Genomic DNA, 26547 nt, shown 5'->3' with positions numbered 1-26547 from the left:
AAACTCACGCCTTGTTCGACACCTGATAGTCGCGCGACCTCACCATCGGCAGAAGCACCAGCCCGATCACGAACAAAAGGATGATCGGCGTGACGCCGAGGCGCTGGGCGTCCTGGGCGGAGAAACCGAAGGCTTCCGAGGCGAAGAAACCGGTGGCGAGCGCCACGGCGAACGGGCCGATGAAGGTCGTCGCCTTGCCGGAAAGGGCGTAGAGGCCGAAGGCTTCCGTCACCCGCTCCTTGTCCACCTGATCGACCAGCAGGGTGCGCGAAGCGGCCTGCAGCGATCCGCCCGCGGCGCCGATCAGCGCGCCGGCACAGTAGAAGACGATGTCGGGAATGCCCGAGGTCTCGCCCGCGGCGGCCACTGTCACGAAAAGCACCTCCGTATCCGTCGTGGAGATGACGAGAAGGCAGCAGAGCGCGAGCAGGGTGGCGGAGATCGCGACGACGAAGCGCGGGCCGTAGCGCTGGTCCAGGATGCCGCCGTACCAGGCGCCGACCGCGCCCGTCAGGTTGGCGAGGATACCGAAGATGCCGATCTGGATGATCGACCAGCCGAGCACGCCGGCGGCATAGATGCCGCCGAAGGCATAGAGCGCGTTGAGGGCGTCGCGGTAGAACATCGAGGACATGAGGAAGCTGAAATAGCTGCGCTCCGAGGGAAGCCGTTTCAAGGTGTCGCCGAGACGCCTGAGACCCCGGCTCACCATGCCCTTCGCCGAGGCGCGCCGGGCGACGTCGGGCGTGAAGAGGAACATCGGCAGGACGAAGACGACGTACCAGATCGCCGTGAACGGCCCGGCGGCGCGGTCGCCCTCGCGCATCGCCGGATCGAGCCCAAGGATCGGGTCGAGGCCGAGCAGGGTGCGGCCGGTTTCTGGCGAGGCCGACATCAGGCCGAGCACGATCACCAGCGAGATCAGGCCGCCGGCGTAACCCAGCCCCCAGGCGGAGCCGGATAGCCGTCCGAGTTCCGAACGGGGCACGAGCGTCGGCATCATGGCGTTGTTGAAGACGGCCGCGAACTCCATGCCGAAGACAGCGAGCGCGATGAAGAACAGCACCATCGCCATGTTCTCCGCGCCGGGCACCGCGAACCAGAGCATCCAGCAGCCCACGACGCCGAGGATGGAGAAGGCGACGATCCACGGTTTACGTGGCCCCGCCGCGTCGGCGATGGCGCCGAGCACGGGCGAGGAGAGTGCAATCAGAAGGCCGCCGATGCCAGTGGCATAGCCCCAGAGCTCCTGTCCGCGTGCCGCGTCGGGTGCGACGGCCGCCGCGAAGTAGGGCGCGAAGACGAAGGTGATAATCAGGGTGTGAAAGGGCTGTTGCGCCCAATCGAAGAGCATCCAGCCCCAGATGCCGCGCCGCGATGCCCGCTCGCCCGTCCCCTCAGCCATTTCCGCCCTCCGCCCTGCCGGGCTCGTTCGCTAACCGGCGAGATCCGCCATGATGCCCGCCGCCACTGTGAGGCGCGACACGCTGATGTCGCCGCCCTCCGTGAGTGCCTGGAGCCGGTCGCGTGCACGCGCGAGCCGCTGTCCGCCGGCTTCGATCCAGGCCGCGACCGGATCCTCCTCGTTTCCATACCCGCTCAGCACCGCGACCGCCATCCCGCGCCGAGCGGCGCCGATCATGTCGTTCGCGCGGGAAAGCGCCAGCCCGTCGTAGTAGTCGGCCGGAACCACCGCACGGGCGGCTTCCTCGATACGGCCGATGCGGAAGGCCTCGCTGATCCGCAGGTAGATCCCGGCGGCGGCGATCAGGTCCGCCGCAGCGTGGCTGGCGACGAGGTCGATGTCGGGAATGAGTTCCGCGACATGCAGGAAGGCGAGCTTCCCTGCCAGTCCCGACGGCGCGCCTGCCTCGACGAAGCGGGTCTGCCGCTCGTCCAGCCGTTCCTTCAGGAACGCCGGCAGCATCTCCGCCAGCCTGGGCTCCAGCGCCCTTCGCGCACGGTGAAGCTCGTCGATCCTGCCGCTGACCGGGACGTCCCGGTCGGCATTCTTCAGGTCCCAGTAGGAGGCGGCATAGATCAGCCGCACGACCGACTGGTAGAAACCGAGCTGCGCCATCCCGTCGACCTTGGTGTCGAGCGCGTCGATCTCGGCGAAAAGCGCCGGCAGCTCGAAGCCGTCCCGCACCACGGAGAAGGCCGCGACGACCTCGGAGGCGGGGCAGGCGGTGACGTCCTGCAGGCGGTTCACGAAGGACGGCCCGCCGCGGTTGATGACGTCGTTGGCCAGCTGCGTGGCGATGATTTCGCGCCGCAGCCGGTGCCCCTCGATTTCGGGGCGGTATTCCTGCGCCATCCTGTCGGGGAAATAGGACAGCAGGTCCTCGTCGAAATACTTCTCGTCGGGCAGGTCGCTTTCGACGATGTCGGTGAAGAGCACGATCTTGGCGTAGGCAAGCAGCACGCCGATCTCGGCGCGCGTCAGCGGTTCGCCGCGCGCCGCTCGGTCGGCGAGGGCCGCGTCGCTCGGCAGGGTCTCGACGATCCGGTCGAGATCGCCGCTCGCCTCCAGCGCCGCCATGAAGCGCTGCTGGTGCGGCAGGTCGGCCATTCCGCGCAGCTGCGACAGCGAGATGGCCAGCGTCTGGTCGTAGTTGTTGCGCAGGACGAGGTCGCCGACCTCGCCGGTCATCTCGGCCAGGAACGCGTTACGGTCGGGCCTGGTCAGCTTGCCGCTTCGCATGGCGGCGGCGAGCGCAATCTTGATGTTGACCTCGACGTCGGAGGAATTGACGCCGCCCGAATTGTCGATGGCATCGGAATTGCAGCGTCCGCCATGCAAGCCGTATTCGATGCGGGCGCGCTGGGTCATGCCGAGATTGGCGCCTTCGCCCACCACCTTGGCGCCGATCTCGGGCGCGGTGACGCGGATCGCGTCGTTGGCGCGGTCGCCGACCTCCGGATTGGACTCCGAGGTCGCGCGCACATAGGTGCCGATGCCGCCGAACCAAAGGAGGTCCGCGGGCGCCTTCAGGATGGCGTTCATGATCTCGGTCGGCGAGGCCACCGTCTTTGTCATGCCGATCGCGCTAGCGGCGGCCTGCGACAGGGTGATCGCCTTCTGCGACCGCGGGAAAATGCCGCCGCCGGCCGAGATCGTCGACCGGTCGTAATCCTGCCAGCTGGACCGGGGCAGGGCGAACATGCGCTCACGTTCCGCGAAGGAAGCCGCCGGATCGGGATCCGGATCGATGAATATGTCGCGGTGGTCGAAGGCGGCGATGAGGCGGATCTCCTTCGACAAGAGCATGCCGTTGCCGAAGACGTCGCCCGACATGTCGCCGACGCCGACCACCGTGAAGGGTTCGGTCTGGATGTCGCGGTTCATCTCGCGGAAGTGGCGCTTCACCGCCTCCCAGGCGCCGCGCGCGGTGATGCCCATCTTCTTGTGATCGTAGCCAGCCGACCCGCCCGAGGCGAAGGCGTCGTCTAGCCAGAAATCGTGCGCCTGACTGATCTCGTTGGCGGTGTCGGAGAAGGTCGCCGTGCCCTTGTCGGCCGCGACGACGAAGTATGGATCATCGCCGTCGTGCCGCACCACGCCTTCGGGCGGAACCACGCCGTCGCCCTTGAGATTGTCGGTGATCGAAAGCAGGCTGGAGACGAAGTTGACGTATGCCGCCTTGCCGGCCTGGAAGACCTCGTCGCGCGTGCCGCCCTGCGGCAACTGCTTGGGGAAGAAGCCGCCCTTGGCGCCAACCGGCACGATGACGGCGTTCTTCACCTGCTGCGCCTTGACGAGACCGAGCACCTCGGTGCGGTAATCCTGTGCCCTGTCCGACCAGCGCAGCCCGCCTCGCGCCACCGGACCGAAGCGCAGGTGTACGCCTTCCACCTCCGGCCCGTAGACGAAGATCTCGCGCCAGGGCTTCGGATCGGGCAGCCCAGCGAGCTGCCGCGAATCGAGCTTGAAGGCGAGCGAGGGGGTCTTCCCGGTCTCCGGCGGCTTGAAGCTGTTCGTGCGCAGCGTCGACTGGATCAGGTTCAGGATGCGGCGGATGATCGTGTCCTCGTCGAGAACCGGCACGTCGTCCAGAGCCGCCTCGATCCTGCCTGCGATTTCCTGCTGGTCGTGCGCCGAGGTCCCGTGCGGGACGGAGGGGTCGAAGCGGACGGTGAACAGCCGGAAGAGGTCGGCCGCGATCTCCGGATACCGGTTCAGCACCGCTGCGATGAAATCCTGGCTCTGCGGAATGCCTGCCTGCTGGAGGTAGCGGCCGTAGGCGCGCAGGATGATGATCTCGCGCGAGCGGAGCCCGGCCGTCTGAACGAGCCCGTTGTAACCGTCATTGTCGGCGGTGCGGTTCCACACCGCGAGGAAGACGTCCTCGAAGAGGGCGCCGTCGGTGGAGAGGTTCACCGGCTTCGCGTAAGCGCTTTCGAGTTCCATGTCGTGGATGAAGACCTTGCCGCCATCCCCGGCCCCGATCTCGAAGGTGCGCTCGCTGATGACGCGGAAGCCCATGTTTTCCAGCAGCGGCACGCGCTGCGAGAGCGAGACGGCCGCTCCGTGATGGAAGATCTTCAGGGCGACCTGCTCCGGCGGCTGGTCGGCGTGGCGGTAGAAGTCGATGGCGATCGGGTTGGCCGCCGACAGGGCCCAGATGCGGCCCGCGTCCGTCAGGGCCTCCAGGGGCGTGAAGCTGTTGCGATAGGTGTCGGGAAAGCGCTGCGCGATCGCCGCGAAACGCGCGTCGGCGCCGGTCTCGACCGCGGCTTCGCGCAGGACGTCGTCCCAGGTACGGACGATGTTGCGGATTTCGGCCTCGATCGTGGCCGCCGGGATCTGCGGCGTCTTGCCCCCCGATCGCCCGATGATGAAATGCACGCGCGCCAGCGATCCTTCCGGGAAGGCCGGGTAATAGGCCGAAAGCCGGCCTTCGTATATGTTCTTCAGATACTCCCCGATCTCGGCGCGGACGCGGGAATCGTAGCGATCGCGCGGCACGAACACGATGATCGAGACGAAGCGGTCGAACTGGTCGACGCGTAGCAGCACCCTGACGCGCGGCCGTTCGCCGAGCGCCAGAACCGTCATGGCGTGCTGGCGCAACAGGTCCGTGTCCATCTGGAAGAGTTCGTCGCGCGGATAGGATTCCAGCACGTTGATGAGCGCCTTGCCGGAATGGTCGTTCTTGTCGAAGCCGGACGCGGCGATGACGGCCTCCGCCTTGGAGCGCAGGTAGGGGATCTTCAGGATCGAGCGCGTGTAGGCGGTCGAGGTGAACAGCCCCACGATGCGCAGTTCGCCCGTCAGTTTTCCGTCGGAATCGAAAGTCTTGGCGCCGACATAGTCGAGATAGGCCCGGCGGTGGACCAGCGAGCGGGCGTTCGCCTTGGTGACGATGAGCGGTTCGGGACCGTTGAGGAATTCCAAGATCTCCGGCGTGGTCACGGAGGTCTGGGTGTTGCCGCGCAGGACGAGCAGGTTGGGATCGGAAAGAATGCCGAGTCCGCGCTGGTCGGTCCGTTCCAGCGTCCCGCTCTCGCCCTGGTCGGTGTAGCTGTAGTCGCGCATGCCGAGGAAGGTGAAGTTGTCGTCGCGCAGCCATTCGAGGAACGCGACCGCCTCGGTCACGGCGCCCCGGTCGAGCGGGACCGGCATGTAGCGGTAGTCGGAGATCGTATGCTCCAGTCGCGCGAGCATGGGCTTCCAGTCGCGGACCGCGGCGCGGACCTGGGTCAGGACGCGGCCGATGCGGGTCTCGAGATCCTGCGCCTGCGCCTCGCTCATGGGCGAGACGTGTACATGGATGACGCTCAGGCGATCGCTGTCAGCCCGGGCATCGGCTTCGCCCTCGATCGAACGAACCCCTTGCGAATCATGCGTCACGTAGATGACGGGATGGGTCACCAGCAGCGGCGCCACGCCGCCGTCGCCGATCTCACCCATGATCGAATCGAACAGGAAGGGCATATTGTCGTTGACGACGGTAATGACCGTCACCGGCCGATCCGCTCGCTCGACGCCGGACTGCTGTTCGATCGCGACGATGCTCTCGCCCTTGTGGTGCCGTTCGACAGCCTTGCGGGCGAGTTCGGCTGCGCGCTTGAGCATGGCCGGGTCATAGGCCGAGACGTCCTCGCGCGAAGCCCGCGAGAACAGCAAGCCCGCGAAGCCGTCGATCGTGCCGGCTTCGCCCATGGTGGGTTCGTGGTCGGCGCCAGTGCCGCCGCCGTCATGCGCCGCCATTGCATTTCCTCCGGGCATTTCTTTTGGCTATCGTAACAGACAAAGTCGTGAATGCGACCCTGGCGGCGCGCCGCCTTGGCAAAATGATATGCAGGGATGAAGCGAAGATGACGGACATGAACAGGAAGACCACGGCGCTCGATCTGCAGCCGGCCGCCAACCTCGGGGAAGGGACGAAGGCCTATTTCGCCAAGTGCGAGGAGAAGCTTGGCATGATCCCCAACGTTCTCCTCGCCTATGCGTTCGATGAAAAGAAGCTGCGCGCCTTCACAGACATGTACAACGACCTGATGCTCGGCGAATCAGGGCTGTCGAAGCTCGAGCGCGAGATGATCGCGGTCGCCGTCTCGTCGGTGAACCACTGCTACTACTGCCTGACCGCACACGGGGCGGCGGTGCGGCAACTCTCCGGCGATCCGAAGCTCGGAGAGATGATGGCGATGAACTTCCGCGCCGCCGATCTCTCGCCGCGCCAGAAGGCGATGCTCGACTTCGCCGTGAAGCTCACCGAGAGCCCCGACAAGATGGTGGAGGCCGACCGCGCCGCGCTGCGCGTGGCCGGCTTCACGGACCGCGACATCTGGGACATCGCGTCCACCGCTGCCTTCTTCAACATGTCGAACCGGGTGGCGGCCGCGGTCGACATGCGACCGAACGACGAATACCACGCCATGGCGCGCTGAGCGGCGGCAAGTTCCATTCTTCAGCGGCCCGGCATCAGGCGCGACAGCGCCAGCAGCATGTGGGCCTCGATATGCCCGTGGATCGTCTGGCGCGCGGCGTCGTCGTCGGCGATGAGATAGAGGTCGACGAGTGTGCTGAGAAGCACGTTGAGAAAGTGCAGCGCTTCCTGATCGCCGGCCGCATCCATCCCGAAGCGTTCGAGGAACGGTGCCAGCAGCCCGTCCGCGATGCGGTTGCGGTTCCTGTCGTCGTCCTGTTCGACCGAACGGATGCGCCGCATGGCGCGCAGCAGCGCGGCGTGGCCGGGAATTGCTCGCGCGGCGGCGAGATAGACGGCGAGCAGGTGCCGCGCGGCGGCCTCAACGCCGATGGCCGGGTCGAGGTCTGCGAGTGCCGCGCCGCACGCCTCGACGATCCGAAGGACGGTCGCATCGTAGGCTGCCAAGAGCAGTGCGTCCCGGTCGGCGAAGTAGCGATAGATCGTGCCGACGGCGACGCCGGTTTCGGCCGCGATGCGCGACGTCGTCACCGCCGCCTCGCCCTCCGCGGCCGCCAGCGCCTCGGTCGAGGCCAGGAGCGCCGCCTCGGTGCGCAGGGAGCGCTTCTGCCGGGGCTTGGGCGGAGTGTCCGCCGCTGTTGCGCCGCCGTTCAACATCGCGAGCCTGAAAAATGAAACTCTTTCATCTTTGTTGACTTGGCACCGGATCGGCGGCATCGTCAAGCTTTCATCCGGGAGTGGAACAGCATGATGCAAGCCCGTCCAATGTTCCTGCAAGCAACGAAGCCGATCGGGTTCGCTGCCGCGCTGACCTTCAGTCTTTGGGGTGGGGCGTTCGCGGCCGAAATCACGGTGGAGCCGGGGGAAGGCGCCAGCGAGAAGCTGCTCGAGGCGCTGATCATGGCCCAGCCCGGCGATACGGTGATGATAGCGGAAGGCCGCTACGAACTCACCGACGGGCTCTCCCTCGACGTCGACGACGTCACGGTCCGCGGCGCGGGCACCGACCGGACGGTGCTCTCCTTCAAGGGGCAGACCGGTTCGGGCGAGGGATTGCTGGTGACGTCCGACCGCGTGGTGCTGGAGGATTTCGCGGTCGAGGACAGCAAGGGCGACGGCGTCAAGTCGAAGGGCTCCGACCAGATCACCTTCCGCAACCTGCGCGTGGAGTGGACCGGCGGCCCCAAGGCGGAGAACGGCGCCTACGGCGTCTATCCGGTCTCGTCGAAGAACGTGCTGATAGATGGTGTCACCGTGCGCGGTGCATCCGACGCCGGTATCTATGTCGGCCAGAGCGAGAACATCATCGTTCGCAACAGCCTCGCCGAATACAACGTCGCCGGCATCGAGATCGAGAACTCCTTCCGGGCCGACGTCCACGGCAATGTCGCGACCCACAACACCGGTGGCATCCTGGTCTTCGACCTCCCCAATCTGCCGGTACAGGGCGGCCACGACATCCGGGTCTTCGACAACGAGGTGGTGGACAACGACACGCCCAACTTCGCGCCGGAAGGCAACATTGTCGCCATCGTGCCGAAGGGCATGGGCATCATGGTCATGGCCAACCGCAACGTCCACGTCTTCGACAACAAGCTCGACGGAAACGCGACCGCGCATGTCCTCATCGCGGCCTATCCGAACGACTACGAGGACGAGAACTACGTCTTCGTGCCGCGAGGCGTCTACGTTCACGACAATTCCTATGGCGAGGGCGGGTTCGAGCCCGACGGCGAGGTCGGCAAGACCATTTCAGACGTCTCGGGAACGCCCGTACCGGACATCGTCTGGGATGGCGTCACGACGATTCCCGAGTACTTTTCCTGGACCGCGAGCGAGAACGGCGTCTATGTCGATGAGGCCGAGGGAACGACCTTCGTCAATCTCAAGATGATCTCGCAGCTGCTTCTGCCCTGGGGCTGGTGGCCGTCTACCGACATCGCCGCCCATGCCGGCTCCCTGCCCGAACCGGAACCGGTGAAGCTGCCTCAGGACGGCGGTGCGTGAGCCGTCAACGGATGCCATTCGTCAGCCGGACCATCCTCGGGGTCGCCGCCGCGCTCGCCGCCTTCCTAGGCTTCACAAGCCCTAGCCATGCGGTGTCGGACGAGGCGATCACGGCGGACAGGCCGCCGCAGCTCCTGTCCGGCTTCGGGTTCTTCTCCGATGCCCGCGCGCAGGCTCCCGTCGACGGCGTCATCCCCTACGATCTCAACACGCCGCTCTTCTCCGACCACGCGCGCAAACATCGCTTCGTCTATGTTCCGGCCGGAAAAGCCGCAGCCTATGACGCAACGGAGGCATTCGCCTTTCCCGTCGGTTCGGCGCTGATCAAGACGTTCGCCTTTCCCGCCAACCTCGACGCACCTGACGAGAACGTCCGGCTGATCGAGACTCGGGTTCTCCTGCGCCACGAGGACGGATGGCAGGCCTGGGCCTATCTTTGGAACGAAGACCAGGCGGACGCGGTCCTCAAGATCGCCGGCGCGAAAGTACCGGTCACGCTCTCCGGCATCGGGAAGGATCCGGTCTCCTTCACATATTCGGTGCCGAACAAGAACCAATGCAAGGGCTGCCATGCCCTGTCGGGCGAGATCTCGCCGCTCGGGCCCAAGGCGCGCAACCTCAACCGCGACTACGACTATCCCGAGGGGGCTCACAACCAGCTCGCCTTCTGGAGCGACGCCGGCGCACTCGCGGGAGCGCCTGCTCCCGAGGACGCTCCTGCGGTGCCCGACTCGCGCGACGAAATGGCGCCCCTGGAGGCTCGCGCGCGTGCCTGGCTGGACGTCAATTGCGCCCACTGCCACCGCCGGGAAGGTCCTGCCAGCAATTCGGGCCTCTTCCTCACGTTTGGCGAACGTGATCCGGTTGCGCTCGGCATCGGCAAGCGGCCGGTCGCCGCGGGGCGGGGTTCGGGCGACCGCGCGTTCGACGTGAAGCCGGGCGATCCGGACGGATCGATCCTGATCCATCGCGTCGAAAGCACCGAGCCTGGCGTGATGATGCCGGAACTGGGCCGCGTGCTCGCCGACCACGATGCGGTGAAACTTTTGCGCGAGTGGATTTCGTCGCTGCGTTAACCGGCCGTCAATTTGGTCCGGTCTATGCTCGGAAGCTGAATCTTCGGTTACACAGTCTCACATATTGTGATTCCGCTAGCAAACCGCTCTATGGCACACCGATTCGTGGGGCCGGAAGAAGCGGTGGGGAAACCGACAGGAATGGCAAAGCAGTATTTCGGTACGGATGGTATCCGGGGACGGGCCAATACCTTTCCGATGACCGCCGAGGTGGCGATGAAGGTCGGCATGGCAGCCGGCCTCTCCTTCCAGCGCGGCAAGCACCGGCACCGCGTGGTGATCGGCAAGGATACGCGGCTCTCGGGCTACATGATCGAGAACGCCATGGTCGCGGGCTTCTGCGCCGCCGGCATGGACGTGTTCCTGCTCGGACCGGTGCCGACGCCGGCCGTCGCCATGCTGTCGCGGTCGCTGCGCGCCGACATCGGCGTGATGATCTCGGCTTCCCACAACGCCTTCTACGACAACGGCATCAAGCTCTTCGGGCCTGACGGCTACAAGCTTTCCGACGAGATCGAAACGCGCATCGAGGGGATGCTCGACAAGGATCTCGGGGCGGAACTGGCGAGTTCGGAAGGGCTCGGCCGCGCAAAGCGCATCGACGGCGTCCACGACCGCTATATCGAGTTTGCCAAGCGCACGCTGCCGCGCTCCATGTCGCTCGCCGGCATGCGCATTGTCATCGACTGCGCCAACGGTGCCGCCTACAAGGTTGCGCCGGCAGCGCTTTGGGAACTCGGTGCGGAAGTCTTTGCCATTCACGACGAGCCGAACGGCTTCAACATCAACGACGCGTGTGGATCGACCAGCCCTGCCAGCCTTTGCGAGAAGGTGCGCGAGGTGCGGGCCGACATCGGGATCGCGCTCGACGGTGACGCGGACCGGATGATCATCGCCGACGAGAACGGCGAGATCGTCGACGGCGACCAGATCATGGCCGTGATCGCGGAATCCTGGCACCAGGCGGGCCGGCTCGCCGGCGGCGGCGTTGTCGCAACGGTGATGTCGAACCTCGGGCTGGAGCGCCATCTGGGCGATCTCGGCCTGACCCTCCAGCGCACGAAGGTCGGCGACCGCTACGTCGTCGAACACATGCGCGCCCATGGCTTCAACGTCGGCGGCGAGCAGTCCGGGCATATCGTGCTCTCCGACTTCGCCACCACTGGTGACGGGCTGGTCTCTGCCTTGCAAGTGCTTGCCTGCATCAAGCGTTCGAACCGTCCGGCGAGCGAGGTCTGCCGCAAGTTCGAACCCGTTCCGCAGGTCTTGAAGAACGTGCGCTTCGATGGCGGCCGCCCGCTGGAGAGCGATCCGGTGCGCGCCATGATCGACGAGGCCCGCAGCCGTCTCGGCAAGCAGGGGCGTCTGGTGATTCGTCCCTCCGGCACGGAGCCGCTGATCCGCGTGATGGCCGAGGGAGACGATCCCGGGCTGGTCGAAAAGGTAGTCAACGACCTGGTCGGCGTGATCGGAAGTATCAAGACCGCCGCCTGAGCACGCCTCGCTTCCTGAAAATTCAGCTCCACCACGACGCCGCATTTCGGTGAGCCATTTGTGTTTTAGCCGATGCTCACTGGTAAACGAACACGGTTAAGCCGGCTTTAACTTTTCCCTTCCATTATCCTCGCGAGTTTAACGGACCCGGCAGGGAATCATGTCCGGGGAATTGCAAGGATAGTCCTCATGCTGATGTCAGCCAGGCTGATGACCGGCGCGCTGTTCCTCTTGAGCGCGTCCACACTGCACGCAGCGGATCTCTACGAGCCGCCGATCGTGGAAGTCCCGCCGCCGGTGGTCTACGAGCAGGTCGACCATGGCGCCTGGTACATTCGCGGCGACATCGATTATCATTGGTCCAAGTTCAAGGGCTCCGACTACATCACCTACGGTTGCTGCACGCCGACGCCCGGCACCGGCAGCCTCGACGGCGATCTCGACGGAGCATGGTCCTTCGGCGGCGGCGTGGGCTACCAGGCGACCCGGTATCTGCGCGTCGACACGACGATCGACTACTGGGCCAAGTCGGATTTCGAGGGAACGACCATCGGCACCTGCGGCGGGACGACCTGTACCTCGGTCGACCAGACCAGCTACTCGGCGATCCTGCTGATGGCCAACGCCTATGCCGATCTCGGCACCTATCACGGCGTGACGCCTTACGTCGGCGCCGGTATCGGCGGCGCGCATCTGAAGTGGGACGACCTTCGCAACACGGTCAATGGCGGCACCATCACTCACAAGGGCGCCAAGGACTGGCGCTTCGCGTGGTCGCTCATGGCGGGCGCCTCCTACTGCCTGACGAGCAACCTGCAGGCCGACGTCGGATACCGCTACACCCGTATCGAAGGCGGACGGATGTTCGAGGAATTCACGCCCGGCGGCACCTCGATTGGCGTCGGACCCGGCTTCGACCGGGGCATCGACGCGCACGAGGTGAGGGCGGGTCTGCGCTGGTCCTTCGGCGGCGGCAACCCGAACTGTGCCGCTCCCCAGCAGATCGCCTACGAGCCCGAGCCGATCCTGCCTGTCTACAAGTAAAATTCGACGATCATCCGATCTTGAACAAGGCCGTCCGGCTCGTCCGGGCGGCCTTTCGTTTTGATCGGGCATTCGGTGGCAAGTAATTGATTTCGCTGGCGGCGAGCCGACGCCATGCTTAACCCGCGTTTAACCAATATGGTTAACAATGCCTCATGAAACGGCGCGCGCCAGTATTGCGGGCCCGGCGGAAACATCCGGAGTGAGGCGATGAGAATCCTGTCCAGAATCGTGCTTTCGACCTTCGCGTTGGCAGGGTGGCCTGTCGCCCACGCGCTGGCCGCCGACTACGATCCGCCGATCTACGTCGAGGAAGCACCTGAAGTCGTTCCGGTCGAGGTCGGCTCGGGCTGGTATCTGCGCGGCGATCTCACCTACAACACCGACAATCCGTTCCGGAACCTGGACTATGGCGGGCCGACGATCGCGAATCCGTCCTGGGACGAGTCGCACACCGCGCTCGGCGGCTCAGTAGGCTTCGGCTACCACTGGTCTGACTACTTCCGGACCGACGTCAATTTCGGCTTCCTGTCCAAGAACGACCAGAACCTCTCCTTCAGCAATCCCGGCGTCAGCACGACGACCGTCGGCGTCGACAACCAGGCCTGGACCGGCATGGCCAATGCCTATGTCGACCTCGGCACGTTCGTCGGCCTGACGCCCTACATCGGCGCCGGTGTCGGGTTCGTCTACTCCCAGCGCGAGCAGGGGTACTATCAGAACTTCGTCGATCCCAACGTGCTGGACATTGCGCTCACCGACGACAAGAACCAGTTCAGCTTCGCCTATACGCTGAACGCCGGCGCGGCCTACCGGCTGACCAACAACCTCTCGCTGGACGTCGGCTACCAGTTCCTCTCGGCGCCCGATCTCGAATACTCCGAGATCAGCAACGGTCTGCCGGTGGTGCGCGAAGGCGTGGACATTCACCAGGTCAAGGTCGGCCTGCGCTACGACCTCTGGTAGTAGTTGCAAACTTCACAGAAACGAAATCTCGGCGGCCTCGGCCGCCGTTTTTCGTTTCGCCGGCTACGGAGCGGCCTGCCGCTGTCCTTCCCGCGACGAGAACTTTGCCCTTGACGCCGCGGGGGCGAAAGGAATATCGCCGTCCGTGGGCCACCCCTCCCCAACGAGCGGGCTTACTATCTGGAAGGATAGACCACGATGACGATTTCCAAGCCCGGACTCCGTCCGGAATCCCCCAATTTTTCCTCAGGTCCCTGCGCAAAACGTCCCGGCTGGTCGCCGCAGGCGTTGAAGGACGCGCCGCTCGGCCGCTCGCACCGTGCCAAGGTCGGCAAGGCCCGGCTCGAACGGGCCATCGAACTCACCCGCGAAATCCTCCACGTTCCCGCCGGCTACCGCATCGGTATCGTGCCCGCCTCCGACACCGGCGCGGTCGAGATGGCGCTCTGGTCGCTGCTCGGCGAGCGTGGCGTCGACATGGTCGCCTGGGAGAGTTTCGGCGCCGGCTGGGTCACCGACGTCGTCAAGCAACTGAAGCTGACGGACGCTCGGATCATCGAGGCGCCGTATGGCGAACTGCCGGACCTGTCGACCATCGACTTCGACCGCGACGTGGTGTTCACCTGGAACGGCACGACCTCGGGCGTCCGCGTGCCGAACGGCGACTTCATTCCCGCCGACCGCAAGGGCCTGACGATCTGCGACGCCACCTCGGCGGCCTTCGCCCAGCGCCTCGACTTCTCCAAGCTCGACGTCGTTACCTTCTCCTGGCAGAAGGTCTTGGGCGGCGAGGGTGCGCACGGAATGCTCATCCTGTCGCCCCGCGCAGTCGAACGGCTTGAAAGCTATAAGCCGGCCTGGCCGCTGCCGAAGATCTTCCGCCTCACCTCGGGCGGCAAGCTGATCGAGGGCATCTTCAAGGGCGAGACGATCAACACGCCCTCCATGCTCTGCGTGGAAGACTACATCGACGCGCTCGAATGGGCGAAGTCCGTCGGCGGGCTCGACGGACTGGTCGCCCGCGCCGACGCCAACTTCGCCGTGCTCGACCGTTTCGTCCAAGCGTCGTCCTGGCTCGGCCACCTCGCGGTCGATCCCGCGACGCGGTCCAATACCTCGGTCTGCCTGTCGATCGTCGACCCCGATATCGCGGCGCTCGACGGCGACGCTCAGGCCACCTTCGCCAAGAACCTCGCGGCTGTGCTCGACAAGGAAGGCGCGGCCTACGACATCGGCGCCTACCGCGACGCGCCTCCAGGTCTGCGTATCTGGGCGGGCGCGACCGTCGAGACGGCCGACCTCGAGGCGCTGCTCCCCTGGCTCGACTGGGCTTTTGCAACGCAGAAAGCCGCGCTCAAGGCGGCGGCGTAGCGGGGCTTCGCTCGGGACGGGTGCCGGCAAGATGATCCTCTCTCCCGGCGTCAGGAGCTTCGTCGCCGACACGCTGGCGCTCGTCCTCTTCTTCACCGTCGCAAGCGGCCTCAACGAACGGTTCGTGGCCGGCATGTCCTGGCAGGAAGTCATGGTCTCGCGGACTATCGGCGCTCCACTCATGGTTTTGACGGCGCGACCCTATGGGCTCTGGCGCGACTGGTTCGTGGGGAAGGCCGGCTCGAAGGGCGGACGTCCGAGACTTCTCGCCGACGCGTTCGCGCTGATGGCGTTCCAGGTTCCGATCTATGCCGCGATCCTGGCGGCGGCTGGCGCGGAAGGCATGGCCATCGTGAAGGGCATCTTCGGCTTTGCCCTCCTGATGCTGATTCTCGGTCGTCCCTATGGCCTCTGGCTCGAAGCCGTCCGCCGGCTGTTCGGCCTTCACGGCCCGGGGCAGAAGCCGATGTCGCTGGGAGACTGACCTTCAACCCTCCGTCCCATGGGCGGGCTCGACAAACAACGGGGCTTCGGCTCCGCAACACCAAGGAATGGCACCATGGCACCCCGCGTTCTCGTTTCCGATGCGCTTTCCACGACCGCCGTGCAGATCTTCAAGGATCGCGGCGTCGAGGTCGACTACCTGCCGGAGGTCGGCAAGGATAAGGAAAAGCTCGCCGAAATCATCGGGCAGTATGACGGTCTCGCGATCCGCTCGGCGACCAAGGTCACCGAAAAGCTGATCGCGGCGGCCGAAAACCTCAAGGTGATTGGCCGCGCCGGGATCGGGGTCGACAACGTCGACATCCCGGCCGCCTCGCGCAAGGGCATCATCGTGATGAACACGCCCTTCGGCAATTCCATCACCACCGCCGAGCATGCGGTGGCGCTGATGTTTGCCGTGGCACGCCAGATCCCCGAGGCCAACGCCTCCACCCACGCCGGCAAGTGGGAGAAGAACAAGTTCATGGGCGTGGAGATCACCGGCAAGACGCTGGGCGTGATCGGCTGCGGCAACATCGGCTCCATCGTGGCGACGCGCGCCATCGGGCTCAAGATGCACGTCGTCGGCTTCGATCCGTTCCTGTCGGAAAGCCGCGCGGCCGAACTCGGTATCGAGAAGGTCGAGCTCGACGAGCTCTTCGCACGGGCCGACTTCATCACGCTGCACACGCCGCTGACCGACAAGACCCGCAATATCATCAACGCCGCCTCGATCGCGAAGATGAAGGACGGCGTTCGCATCATCAACTGCGCCCGCGGCGGGCTGATCGTGGAGGCCGACCTCGTGGCTGCGCTGAAGTCGGGCAAGGTCGCCGGCGCCGGCGTCGACGTGTTCGAGGTGGAGCCGGCGACCGAGAACGCGCTGTTCGGAATGCCGAATGTCGTGTGCACGCCGCATCTCGGCGCCTCCACCTCGGAGGCGCAGGAGAATGTCGCGCTGCAGGTCGCCGAGCAGATGTCGGACTACCTCATCAAGGGCGCCGTTTCGAACGCCATCAACATGCCTTCCATCAACGCGGAGGAAGCGCCGCGGCTCAAGCCCTTCGTCAAGCTCGCGGAAGTGCTCGGCGCTTTCGTCGGGCAGGTCACCGAGGACCCGATCAAGCAGGTCGAGATCCTGTTCGACGGCTCGACGGCGTCGATGAACACGAAGGCGCTGACCAGCGCCACGCTCGCCGGCCTGATCCGTCCGCAGGTCTCCGACGTCAACATGGTCTCCGCGCCGATCATGGTGAAGGAGCGCGGCATCATCCTGTCGGAGGTGCGTCGCGACAAGTCGGGCGTGTTCGACGGCTACATCAAGCTGACGGTGAAAACCGAGCACATGACGCGCTCCATCGCCGGCACCTGCTTTTCCGACGGCAAGCCGCGTTTCATCCAGATCAAGGGCATCAATCTCGACGCCGAAGTAGGCCAGCACATGCTCTACACCACCAATGCCGACGCCCCCGGCATCATCGGCCTGCTCGGCTCGATCTGCGGCGCCAACGGCGTCAACATCGCCAACTTCCACCTCGGACGCGACCGGCCGGGCGGCGATGCCATCGCGCTGCTGTACCTCGACGAGCCTTTCCCGCAGGACGTGCTGGCCGAGCTGCGAGACAACCCGAAGATCGATTCGGCCAAGCCGCTGCGTTTTGACGTCAATGGCGGTTGAGAACACCCGGATTTCCCGCGGCCAGCCATTAAGGTTAGCCGCTCATTAACGCTTCTGCGGCATCCTTTCCTATCACTGACCTGTGAAGGGGATGGAGCGCAGCGGGTGAAGAAGGGCGAGGTGGCGGCGGAGGCGAATGTGCCGCCGACCAGCCAGGAGCACGAAAGGACCGCCGCGAACCCGCGCCCCGGCGATGGCGGTTTTCCGTCGGGTGCCGATCGGGACCGGATCGCGCTGCTCGTCGAGATCGGCAGCGACTGGCTCTGGGAGACTGATGCCGCCCATCGCTGGACGTGGGTCGGCGACGCTTGCATTGACCATACCGGCATAAAGCGATCGTCCATTGTCGGACGGTCGCGCATCCAGGCGCTGACGATGCGGGCCCAGGACGATCCGCTCGCGGCTTCGCACCTTGCCGATCTCGACACCCGCCGGCCCTTCCGCAGCTTCATCGACGAACTGAAGGCGAGCCACCCCGGCTGCCGATACGTCGAACTCTCCGGCGTCCCGTGTTTCGACGCGGAAGGCCGCTTCGCCGGATATCAGGGCACCGCGCGCAACGTGACGTCGTTGATGGCGAAGGCGGCCGGGCAGGCACGCGCGTCGGAAGTCCTTCCGGGGTCGCAGACCGTCACCTCCGATGCCGACATGCGGGATCGGATGCAGGCCGGCATCGACGCGCTGGCGGACGGCTTCGTTCTCTGGGACAAGGACGACAGGCTTCGGGTCTACAATGACGCCTTCCGGCGCGAATACGCGGTGCTGGAAGGCTCCAAGCTCGGCCGCAGCTTCGAGGAACTCCTGTCGGAATATGCGCATTCCGGCGCGGTCCCGAGCCTGCGCGGACGGGAAGACGCATGGGTCCGCGAACAGGTCGAGGCGCGCGGCGGGGAGCTCGATCAGGAGATACTCTACCAGTCGCCTGACGGCCGCTGGATGCTGCGCCGCGACCGCCTGACGGCGACCGGCGATCGCGTCGGGATCCGCACCGACGTGACCGAGATAAAGCGGCGCGAGGAAGAACTCGCGGAAGCCAACCGCCGCGCCGAACATCTCGTCGCGGACTTCGAGCACACGCTGAACACCTTGCGCATGGGTGTCGTTCTCCTCGATCCGAATCTCGAGGCGGAGATTATCAACAAGGCCTTCTACGACCTGTGGAAGCTCGACCGGGATGCCGTGAAGGTGGGCGACCATTTCCGCACCCTCATGGACGTGAATCGCCATAACGGCATCTACGACGTGACGGAGTCGCGGTGGGAGGAGTATGTCGGCCGGCGTATCGCCGAGATTCGAGCGGGTAACGTAGAGCCGCGTGAGTTCCACCGCGCCGACGGTTCGACCCTCATCTATTCGGTGACCTCGCTTTCGGGCGGTAAGCGTCTCGTCTGCTACTACGACGTGACCGACATGAAGCAGCGCGAGGCCGCACTCAACGTTGCCATCGAGCGCATGGGGCTCGCCGATGCCGTGATCAACGCGGTCAAGGACCCGATCTTCGTCAAGGACCAGGATTTGCGGTTCGTCTTCGTCAACAAGGCGTTCGCCGCGATGTTCGACAGACTGCCCGGCGAAGTACTCGGCCTGACGGTGGGAGAACTTGCATCGCCCGAGGAAGCCGAACTGTTCGAAGCCAGCGAGCGGCGGGTGCTGGAGACCGGCGAGACCTACGAGACGGAGGAGGATTTCGAGTCCAGAGGCATCGGGCGTTCGCGGCTGGTGCGCAAGAATCTCGTGAGCACCGATAGCGGCAACACCTATGTGAGCGGCTTCGTCTTCGACGTCACCGAGATCCGCCGGCGCCAGAGGGAGGCCGAACAGGCGCGCAGCCAGCTTGCCCACGTTCTCGAAACCCTGCCGGCAGGCGTCGTCATCTACGACAAGGACGACCGGTTCGTTCTTTCGAACCGGAACATCCATGAATCGCTTCCGGCGATCGCGCATCTCATGCAGCCCGGCTGTCCGCTTCGCCCCGCCATCGAGGAAGGCAGAAAGGTTGGCTACTTCCGGCACACGGACGATCCCGAACTCGACGCGCTCTACAACACCGACCCGGAAGCGTGGCTCGAAGGATACATCAAGCGCTATCACACCGACCAACACGTGTCGGAAAGGAAGAACGCCGACGGACGCTGGTTTCAGGTCTACGACACGCGCACGAAGGACGGCCTGTTCGTCGGGGTCCGGGTCGACATCACCGAACTCAAGGAGCGCGAGACGGCCCTCAAGGAGAGCATGCGCGACAATGAGCTCTTCCGCAGCCTCATCGACAGCGTGCCCGTCGCGATCTACGCCAAGCGCCCGGATCTCAGCATCCTCTACGTGAACCAGGGCTGGTCGGATCTGACCGGCATCCCCAAGGAAAGCGCGATCGGCCACACCGACGCCGAGGTGTTCGGACCGGACGGCGAGATCTTCATGGAAAGCGACCGCAAGGTCCTGGAGAGCGGCGAACTCCTCGAGATCCAGGAAGTGGCGACCGCCGCCGACGGCAGCATCCGGCACCAGATCGCCCGCAAGGGGCTGATGACGGCGTCCGACGGATCGCTCTACCTGATCGGCTCGAGTTCCGACGTCACGGAGATGAAGCGGCGGGAGGAGGAACTCCGCGCCGCCGAACAGCGCGCCGTTCTCGCCGATCGAGCCAAGTCGGAATTCCTCGCCAACATGAGCCACGAGATCCGCACACCCATGAACGGCGTGCTGGGCATGGCGGAACTCCTGGCAAAGACGGAGCTGAACCAGAAGCAGAAGACGTTCACCGACATCATCGTGAAGTCGGGCAACGCGCTCCTCACGATCATCAACGACATCCTCGACTTCTCCAAGATCGACGCCGGGCAGCTCGTGCTCGATCCCGCGCCGTTCCATCTCGGCGAATCCGTCGAGGATGTCGCGACCCTCATGGCCACCCGCGCCAAGGAGAAGGACCTCGAGCTCATCGTACGGGTCGATCCGGAACTGCCGCGCACGGTCGTCGGCGATGCGGGCCGCCTGCGCCAAATCGTGACGAACCTCGTCGGCAACGCTGTCAAGTTCACCGACTCGGGCCACGTGCTGGTCGACGTCTCGGGCGAAGCCCAGGACGAGAGTGTCAAGCTGCGCTTCAAGGTGACCGATACCGGCATCGGCATCCCCGCGGATAAGCTCGACCACGTGTTCGAAAAGTTCAGCCAGGTGGACGCCAGCTCCACTCGCCGCCACGAAGGCACCGGCCTCGGGCTGGCGATCACCTCGCGGCTCGTCGCCCTCATGGGCGGGGAGATCGGCGTGGAGAGCGAGTTCGGCAAGGGATCCACCTTCTGGTTCGACGTCCTCCTGCCGCTCGGCGAGGCCGAGACGAGGCGCAAGGCCACGCCGCACGACGTGACCGGCGCGCGCGTCCTCGTCGTCGACGACAATGCGGTCAACCGGGCGATCCTGATGGAGCAGATGAACGCCTGGGGCTTCGACGCCTGCGCCGCGGAGAGCGGTCCCGAGGCACTGGCCGTGCTCAAGGAGACGGCGCGTCTCGGGGTGCGGGTCGACTGCGTGGTGCTCGATTACCAGATGCCGGGGGTGAGCGGCAGCGACGTCGCTGCCGCCATGCGCACCGTGCCGGCGCTCGCTCACACGCCGATCATCATGCTGACTTCCGTCGACCAGTCGCTCAGCCTGGCGCAGAACCGCGATCTCGGCATCGGCACGCAGCTCATCAAGCCGGCGCGATCCTCCGCTCTCCTCGAAGCGCTCGTCTCGCACATACAGCAGCATCACGACGACATCGCCGTCACGGCCCCATCGGCCAGACCAGCCGAACAGGCTCCCGTCGCGCAGGAGCCGCGCCGCCCCGCGGCCGCGGAGGAGGCCGCTCCCGCGGCCATCGTTTCGCCGGCCGGGCATCCGGAGCGGCAATCCCGCAGGCTGGACATTCTGGTCGCCGAGGACAACGAGGTTAACCAGCTCGTCTTCGCGCAGATACTCTCCGACACGCCCTACAGTTTCGAGATCGTCCGCAACGGCCGGCTCGCCGTCGAAGCGCATGCCGAGATGCGGCCGGGCATGATCCTGATGGACGTCTCGATGCCCGAGATGAACGGGCTGGAAGCCACCAACGCGATCAGGGAGGCGGAAGGGGAGGGCAACCACGTGCCGATCGTCGGCGTGACCGCCCATGCCCTGAAAGGCGACCGTGAGCGCTGCCTCTCCGCCGGCATGGACGACTACATGTCGAAGCCGATCAGCCCCAACATGCTGCTCGAGAAGATCCACCGCTGGCTGGACGCCCCCGAAAAGGCATTGCACCGGACGGCCTGAAATCCCGGCCCACGATATTCACACAGCGATATGGCGTGATCGCACCATATGACTTTCGCGCACCGGCGCGTTAGGCATACCATACTCATCTCTGGTAACGGGGATACACCGGGCAGATGAGCGACGACGGGTTGAACACGGCTTCGTGAGCTCCAACCGATCCTGTTCCAAGAAAGACCCGCCGGTGTACGGCCTATCGTGCCGTTGCACGGCTCTCTTGCCCGGCTTTTTTCTCTGATCCTGTCCTTGACGCCGGCCCCGCGGCGGACGTCTGATCCTCGGCGAAAACCGACACGAGCCCCGTTCGATAGCCGGCTAATCTCGCTTTCTGGCTCTCCCCTGGGGACTTCACCCGGGCGACACGAAACTGTCATGCAACTGTAACATGGGAAGGCTAATCGGGCCCCGGCGCTGCTCATCGGCGCCGAAGGAATGGCACCGGCCAAGGTGCCAGTGGAATTCCGAACAGGAGTAGGCCCCAATGATGAAAGTTTTCCTCACGGCGTCGGCTGCGGCCGTCGCCCTGACAGCTTCCGCCGGCTTCGCCGCCGCGCGCGACCAGATCCAGATCGCAGGTTCCTCGACCGTGCTCCCCTACGCGAAGATCGTCGCCGAGAACTTCGGCGAGACCTTCCCGAACTTCCCCACCCCCGTGGTCGAATCGGGCGGTTCGTCCGCCGGCCTGAAGGAGTTCTGCAAGGGCGTCGGCGAGGACACGATCGACATCGCCAATTCCTCGCGCAAGATCCGCGATTCGGAAGTCGAGGCCTGCAAGGCCGCCGGCGTGACCGACATCCAGGAAGTGCAGTTCGGGTATGACGGCATCGTCTTCGCGACCGACGCCGCCGGCCAGGACTGGGCGCTCACCCCGCAGGACGTCTACAAGGCGCTCGCCGCGCAGGTGGCTGTCGACGGCAAGCTCGTCGAGAACCCGAACAAGAAGTGGAGCGACGTCAATCCTTCGCTCCCGGACTGGGACATCGTCGCCTACATCCCGGGCGAAAAGCACGGAACGCGTGAAGTCTTCGAAGAGAAGCTGCTCATCGCCGGCTGCGAGGAAGCCGGTGGCATCGAGGCCGCCGTGGCCGGCGGCATGGACGAGAAAGCCGCCGAGGCTGCCTGCAAGCAGGTCCGCAAGGACGGCGGTGCGGTCGACATCGACGGTGACTACACCGAGACGCTCGCCCGCATCGACTCCAACAAGACCGGTGTCGGCGTGTTCGGCCTCTCGTTCTACGAAAACAATGCCGACAAGCTGAAGGTCGCCACCATCAACGGCGTTACCCCTTCGGTGGAGACGATCTCGTCGGCCGAGTATCCCGTGTCGCGTCCGCTTCAGTTCTACGTCAAGAAGGCGCATATCGGCGTCATTCCTGGTCTCAAGGAATATGTCGAGTTCTTCCTCGACGACCAGATGGTCGGCCCCGATAGCCCGCTCGCCGACTACGGCCTCGTCCCGGCTCCCGATGCCGAGCGTGACGCGGTCCGCGATGGCTTCGAGAGCGGCGAGACCATGTAAGAAGCCAGCAATGGCAAGCGTCGCGGACGGCATACGTCGTCCGCGACGAATTCGTGCAGCCGCCAACGCGGCGAACCGATGAGGGGAAATCGGTGTCAGCTTCAGTCGTATTGCTGGTCGTCGTCATCATCGGCGTCATAGGCTATTTCGCCGGGAGGCGGCGGGCAGTAGCCCAGCAGTCTTCAGGGGGCGAAAAACCCCATTCGCGGGTTCATTACCACGGCTGGTGGGCGTTCACGCTCGCTGTGCTTCCCGCGCTCCTGTTCCTGGGCATCTGGCTCGTCGGCAGCGCATTCTACATCGAGCGCTCGGTCGAGGCGCGCCTGCCGGCCCAGACCGCGGAAAGCGCTGTCGCCAGCCGCGGCCTGGCGTTCGGCATGGTCAAGAGCCTCGCCGCCGGGCTGGAGCGGCTCCAGGATGCCGGCGTCACGATCCCGCAGACATTCGAGGAAATCCGGCCGATGCTGGCCGAGCGTGGTGTCGCGCTCGCCTCCGGCACACAGGACTACATGATCGAGCTGGCGCTCGAGATGAACGCGATGCAGTCGACGCTGGCCTGGATCGGTTCGATCCTGGCGATCGCCATGGCGCTCGGTGGCGCCTGGCTCGCGGTTTCGCGCATCCATCTGCGTTCGCGCGCCCGCAACAATGTCGAACGGGTGATCCTCTGGCTGCTGATCGCCGCCTCGACGATCGCCATCATGACGACGGTCGGCATCGTGTTCTCGATGCTGTTCGAGACGATCCACTTCTTCCAGTCGGTGTCGCTCACGAACTTCTTCTTCGGGACCGTCTGGGATCCGCGTTTCGCGGCCGCCGGTTCGGGCGGTGCGGAAGGGCAGTACGGGCTCATCCCGCTGCTTGCCGGAACGCTCTACATCGCGTTCGTCGCGATGCTCTTCGCGGTTCCGATCGGCCTGATGGCGGCGATCTACATGGCCGAGTACGCCTCCAAGCGCGTCCGCTCCATCGTCAAGCCGCTGCTCGAGGTCCTCGCCGGCATTCCCACCATCGTCTACGGCTTCTTCGCGCTCGTCACGGTCGGTCCGTTCCTGCGCGATCTCTCGGCGGCGATCGCCGGCTTCAGCTTCATCCAGGCGCAGAGCGTGCTGACCGCGGGCCTCGTCATGGGCATCATGCTCATCCCGTTCGTGTCGTCGCTGTCCGACGACATCATCACCGCCGTTCCCGGTTCCATGCGGGACGGATCGCTGGGGCTCGGCGCCACGCGTTCGGAAACCATCAAGCGCGTCATCCTTCCGGCCGCCCTGCCGGGGATCGTCGGGGCGCTTCTGCTCACCGCATCGCGCGCCATCGGCGAGACCATGATCGTGGTGCTGGCGGCCGGAGTGGCGGCCAACCTGACGGCAAATCCGTTCGAGGCCATGACCACGATCACGGTCAAGATCGTCAACCAGCTGACCGGCGATCTCGAGTTCACGTCGCCACAGACGCTCGTCGCCTTCGCGCTGGGCATGACCCTGTTCGTGCTCACGCTCGGCATGAACGTCTTCGCGCTCTACATCGTGCGCAAGTACCGGGAGCAGTACGAATGACCGACGCCACCTTCGAAACCGCGGCGGCTCCCCATCCGCGCCGCGACATCGGCATCAAGAAGCGGTATGCGGCCGAACGCCGGTTCCGCATCTACGGGATCGTCGCCATCGCGATCGGCATCTTCTTCCTGTTCGCGCTCATGTGGTCGGTGTTCTCGAAAGGCTACACCGCCTTCTGGCAGACCTCGATCCAGCTGCCGATCGAGATCGAGGAAAGCATCATCGATCCCGACAACGAGCGCGACACGGATCCGAACGTGCTCCTGACCGCCAACTACCCCAGGCTGGCCGATGCCGCGATCGCAAAGGTGCTCGGCATCGATCCCGAGAACCGGAAGCTCATGCGCGAGGCCGGCGGCCTGGTCTCCAACGGCGTCAGGAACCAGCTGCGCAATCTCGTTACCAGCGACTGGTCCGTGATCGGAACGACGCAGACCGTCTGGGTACTGGCCACCGCCGACGTGGATTCCGCGGTGAAGGGACAGGTGGACCTGACGGTCGAGGAATCCCGTCGCAAGGTCTCCGATCAGCAACTGGAGTGGATACGCCAGCTCCAGCAGGCGGGCGTGATCGAACAGAAGTTCAATACCGGCCTGTTCACCTACGGCGCGTCCAGCCGTCCCGAGACCGCCGGCATGGGTGTGGCGATCATCGGCTCGCTCTTCATGATGCTGATCGTGCTGATCCTGGCGCTGCCGATCGGCGTCGCGGCCTCCATCTACCTGGAAGAGTTCGCGCCGAAGAACCGCTTCACCGATCTCATCGAGGTCAACATCAACAACCTGGCCGCGGTGCCGTCGATCGTCTTCGGCCTGCTCGGGCTGGCGGTCTTCATCAACTTCATGGAACTCCCCCGTTCCGCGTCGCTCGTCGGCGGGCTGGTGCTGACCCTGATGACCCTGCCGACGATCATCATCGCCACGCGCGCCGCCCTGCGGGCCGTACCGCCCTCGATCCGCGCCGCGGCGCTCGGGCTCGGCGCATCGAAGACGCAGATGGTGTTCCACCACGTCCTGCCGCTCGCCGCGCCCGGTATCCTCACCGGCACCATCATCGGCCTGGCGCAGGCGCTCGGCGAAACGGCGCCGCTGCTGCTGATCGGCATGGTGGCCTTCGTGGCCAATTATCCCACTTCGCCGCTCGATCCCGCAACGGCGCTGCCGGTGCAGATCTACATGTGGGCCAACGAAGCCGAGCGCGCCTTCGTGGAGCGCACGTCGGGCGCCATCATCATCCTGCTGATGTTCCTGGCGGTCATGAACATCGGCGCTATCATACTTCGCCGGCGCTTCGAACGCCGCTGGTAATGGAGTACAAGGACATGAACATGCTGAGCGAAGCCGCAGTCGAGAAGAAGCTCATGACCCCCGATGCCATGACCAGCTACAAGATGCGGGGCGAAAAGGTCACGGTGCACTATGGGGAAAAGCAGGCGCTGTTCGACGTCGACCTGAACGTTCCGGAAAAGCAGGTGATGGCACTCATCGGGCCGTCGGGCTGCGGCAAGTCCACCTTCCTGCGCTGCCTGAACCGGATGAACGACACCATCGACATCGCCAGGATCGGCGGCAAGATCACGCTCGACGGCGAGGACATCTACGATCCGAAGATCGACGTCGTGGAGCTCCGGGCCCGTGTCGGCATGGTGTTCCAGAAGCCGAACCCGTTTCCGAAGTCGATCTACGAGAACATCGCCTACGGCCCCCGCATCCACGGCCTGACCACGAACAAGGCCGAGCTCGACGCCGTGGTGGAATCCAGCCTGCAGAAGGCGGCGATCTGGAACGAGGTCAAGGACAGGCTTCAGGAGCCGGGCACCGGCCTGTCCGGCGGCCAGCAGCAGCGCCTGTGCATCGCCCGCGCCATCGCGGTCTCTCCGGAGGTCATCCTCATGGACGAGCCGTGCTCGGCGCTCGATCCGATCGCCACCGCCAAGGTCGAGGAACTGATCGACGAGCTTCGCCAGAACTACACGATCGTTATCGTCACGCACTCGATGCAGCAGGCCGCCCGCGTCTCGCAGCGCACCGCGATGTTCCATCTCGGCTACCTCGTGGAGGAAGGCCCGACGGACAAGATGTTCACCAACCCCGACGACAAGCGCACCCAGGACTACATCACCGGTCGCTTCGGCTGATCCGGCACCAGGATACGAGGACAG

Annotated in this window: 17 protein-coding genes; 14 read left to right on the top strand and 3 right to left on the bottom strand. The window is 65.2% G+C overall.

All coding sequences use genetic code 11. From position 1 onward, the window contains the following. Nucleotides 1–4: 4 nt before the first annotated feature. Entirely contained in the window at nucleotides 5–1405 is a 1401-nt protein-coding gene (locus tag BSQ44_RS23895) for an MFS transporter (protein ID WP_072607532.1), read from the bottom strand. Between the two features lie 30 nt (nucleotides 1406–1435). Beyond that, a complete protein-coding gene (locus BSQ44_RS23890; RefSeq protein ID WP_072608263.1) occupies nucleotides 1436–6166 on the bottom strand; it encodes an NAD-glutamate dehydrogenase in 4731 nt (1576 codons plus the stop codon). 164 nt (nucleotides 6167–6330) lie between these two features. Between BSQ44_RS23890 and BSQ44_RS23885 the strand changes: the two genes are divergently transcribed. Beyond that, nucleotides 6331–6897 carry a peroxidase-related enzyme gene (locus BSQ44_RS23885; RefSeq protein WP_072608262.1) on the top strand — a complete coding sequence of 189 codons (567 nt, stop codon included), beginning with the start codon at nucleotides 6331–6333 and terminating at the stop codon, nucleotides 6895–6897. A 20-nt stretch (nucleotides 6898–6917) separates the two neighbouring features. Here the strand turns inward: BSQ44_RS23885 and BSQ44_RS23880 are convergent, their stop codons facing one another. Then, nucleotides 6918–7553: a TetR/AcrR family transcriptional regulator gene (locus BSQ44_RS23880; RefSeq protein WP_072607531.1), complete on the bottom strand. Its 636-nt coding sequence runs from the start codon at nucleotides 7551–7553 to the stop codon at nucleotides 6918–6920. 108 nt (nucleotides 7554–7661) lie between these two features. Between BSQ44_RS23880 and BSQ44_RS23875 the strand changes: the two genes are divergently transcribed. From BSQ44_RS23875 to pstB, 13 genes are all read left to right on the top strand, one after another. Beyond that, complete coding sequence (locus BSQ44_RS23875; protein WP_072607530.1) at nucleotides 7662–8903, top strand: parallel beta-helix domain-containing protein; 1242 nt, start codon at nucleotides 7662–7664, stop codon at nucleotides 8901–8903. After that, the gene (locus BSQ44_RS23870; RefSeq protein ID WP_210187901.1) at nucleotides 8900–9979 is read left to right on the top strand and encodes an SO2930 family diheme c-type cytochrome; all 1080 of its coding nucleotides are present in this window, start codon (nucleotides 8900–8902) and stop codon (nucleotides 9977–9979) included. Before BSQ44_RS23875 ends, BSQ44_RS23870 begins: the two co-directional genes overlap by 4 nt. A 141-nt stretch (nucleotides 9980–10120) precedes the next feature. Continuing rightward, nucleotides 10121–11473 (top strand): phosphoglucosamine mutase, encoded by a 1353-nt coding sequence (glmM, locus tag BSQ44_RS23865; RefSeq protein ID WP_072607528.1) that lies wholly within the window; start codon nucleotides 10121–10123, stop codon nucleotides 11471–11473. 189 nt (nucleotides 11474–11662) lie between these two features. Then, nucleotides 11663–12517, top strand: coding sequence for an outer membrane protein (locus BSQ44_RS23860; protein WP_072607527.1), 855 nt, complete (start codon nucleotides 11663–11665; stop codon nucleotides 12515–12517). A 210-nt stretch (nucleotides 12518–12727) separates the two neighbouring features. After that, the gene (locus BSQ44_RS23855) at nucleotides 12728–13483 is read left to right on the top strand and encodes an outer membrane protein (RefSeq protein ID WP_072607526.1); all 756 of its coding nucleotides are present in this window, start codon (nucleotides 12728–12730) and stop codon (nucleotides 13481–13483) included. Nucleotides 13484–13681: 198 nt separating this feature from the next. After that, nucleotides 13682–14854, top strand: a complete 1173-nt coding sequence (locus tag BSQ44_RS23850) for a phosphoserine transaminase (protein WP_072607525.1) — start codon at nucleotides 13682–13684, stop codon at nucleotides 14852–14854. A gap of 31 nt (nucleotides 14855–14885) precedes the next feature. After that, entirely contained in the window at nucleotides 14886–15338 is a 453-nt protein-coding gene (gene alaE, locus BSQ44_RS23845; RefSeq protein WP_072607524.1) for an L-alanine exporter AlaE, read from the top strand. Between the two features lie 75 nt (nucleotides 15339–15413). Next, nucleotides 15414–17015 carry a phosphoglycerate dehydrogenase gene (gene serA, locus BSQ44_RS23840; RefSeq protein ID WP_072607523.1) on the top strand — a complete coding sequence of 534 codons (1602 nt, stop codon included), beginning with the start codon at nucleotides 15414–15416 and terminating at the stop codon, nucleotides 17013–17015. Between the two features lie 573 nt (nucleotides 17016–17588). Beyond that, nucleotides 17589–21311 carry a response regulator gene (locus BSQ44_RS23835; RefSeq protein WP_378216236.1) on the top strand — a complete coding sequence of 1241 codons (3723 nt, stop codon included), beginning with the start codon at nucleotides 17589–17591 and terminating at the stop codon, nucleotides 21309–21311. Nucleotides 21312–21792: 481 nt separating this feature from the next. Next, nucleotides 21793–22830: a PstS family phosphate ABC transporter substrate-binding protein gene (locus tag BSQ44_RS23830; protein ID WP_072607522.1), complete on the top strand. Its 1038-nt coding sequence runs from the start codon at nucleotides 21793–21795 to the stop codon at nucleotides 22828–22830. A gap of 92 nt (nucleotides 22831–22922) precedes the next feature. Then, nucleotides 22923–24386 carry a phosphate ABC transporter permease subunit PstC gene (gene pstC, locus BSQ44_RS23825; RefSeq protein ID WP_072607521.1) on the top strand — a complete coding sequence of 488 codons (1464 nt, stop codon included), beginning with the start codon at nucleotides 22923–22925 and terminating at the stop codon, nucleotides 24384–24386. Next, complete coding sequence (gene pstA / locus BSQ44_RS23820; protein WP_072607520.1) at nucleotides 24383–25693, top strand: phosphate ABC transporter permease PstA; 1311 nt, start codon at nucleotides 24383–24385, stop codon at nucleotides 25691–25693. Before pstC ends, pstA begins: the two co-directional genes overlap by 4 nt. A gap of 14 nt (nucleotides 25694–25707) precedes the next feature. Continuing rightward, a complete protein-coding gene (gene pstB, locus BSQ44_RS23815; protein ID WP_072608260.1) occupies nucleotides 25708–26523 on the top strand; it encodes a phosphate ABC transporter ATP-binding protein PstB in 816 nt (271 codons plus the stop codon). Nucleotides 26524–26547 lie beyond the last annotated feature (24 nt).

Origin of the sequence: Aquibium oceanicum (assembly GCF_001889605.1) — a bacterium.
Taxonomy (GTDB): Bacteria; Pseudomonadota; Alphaproteobacteria; order Rhizobiales; family Rhizobiaceae; genus Aquibium; species Aquibium oceanicum.
This window is presented reverse-complemented; position numbering and strand designations above follow the sequence as displayed.

Bases quoted from the DNA above. Each gene is read 5' to 3' on its own strand.
- BSQ44_RS23895 (WP_072607532.1), bottom strand. From the start codon at position 1,405: ATGGCTGAGGGGACGGGCGAGCGGGCATCGCGGCGCGGCATCTGGGGC.
- BSQ44_RS23890 (WP_072608263.1), bottom strand. From the start codon at position 6,166: ATGGGCGAAGCCGGCACGATCGACGGCTTCGCGGGCTTGCTGTTCTCG.
- BSQ44_RS23885 (WP_072608262.1), top strand. From the start codon at position 6,331: ATGAACAGGAAGACCACGGCGCTCGATCTGCAGCCGGCCGCCAACCTC.
- BSQ44_RS23880 (WP_072607531.1), bottom strand. From the start codon at position 7,553: ATGTTGAACGGCGGCGCAACAGCGGCGGACACTCCGCCCAAGCCCCGG.
- BSQ44_RS23875 (WP_072607530.1), top strand. From the start codon at position 7,662: ATGTTCCTGCAAGCAACGAAGCCGATCGGGTTCGCTGCCGCGCTGACC.
- glmM (WP_072607528.1), top strand. From the start codon at position 10,121: ATGGCAAAGCAGTATTTCGGTACGGATGGTATCCGGGGACGGGCCAAT.
- BSQ44_RS23860 (WP_072607527.1), top strand. From the start codon at position 11,663: ATGCTGATGTCAGCCAGGCTGATGACCGGCGCGCTGTTCCTCTTGAGC.
- BSQ44_RS23855 (WP_072607526.1), top strand. From the start codon at position 12,728: ATGAGAATCCTGTCCAGAATCGTGCTTTCGACCTTCGCGTTGGCAGGG.
- BSQ44_RS23850 (WP_072607525.1), top strand. From the start codon at position 13,682: ATGACGATTTCCAAGCCCGGACTCCGTCCGGAATCCCCCAATTTTTCC.
- alaE (WP_072607524.1), top strand. From the start codon at position 14,886: ATGATCCTCTCTCCCGGCGTCAGGAGCTTCGTCGCCGACACGCTGGCG.
- serA (WP_072607523.1), top strand. From the start codon at position 15,414: ATGGCACCCCGCGTTCTCGTTTCCGATGCGCTTTCCACGACCGCCGTG.
- BSQ44_RS23835 (WP_378216236.1), top strand. From the start codon at position 17,589: ATGGCGAAGGCGGCCGGGCAGGCACGCGCGTCGGAAGTCCTTCCGGGG.
- BSQ44_RS23830 (WP_072607522.1), top strand. From the start codon at position 21,793: ATGATGAAAGTTTTCCTCACGGCGTCGGCTGCGGCCGTCGCCCTGACA.
- pstA (WP_072607520.1), top strand. From the start codon at position 24,383: ATGACCGACGCCACCTTCGAAACCGCGGCGGCTCCCCATCCGCGCCGC.
- pstB (WP_072608260.1), top strand. From the start codon at position 25,708: ATGAACATGCTGAGCGAAGCCGCAGTCGAGAAGAAGCTCATGACCCCC.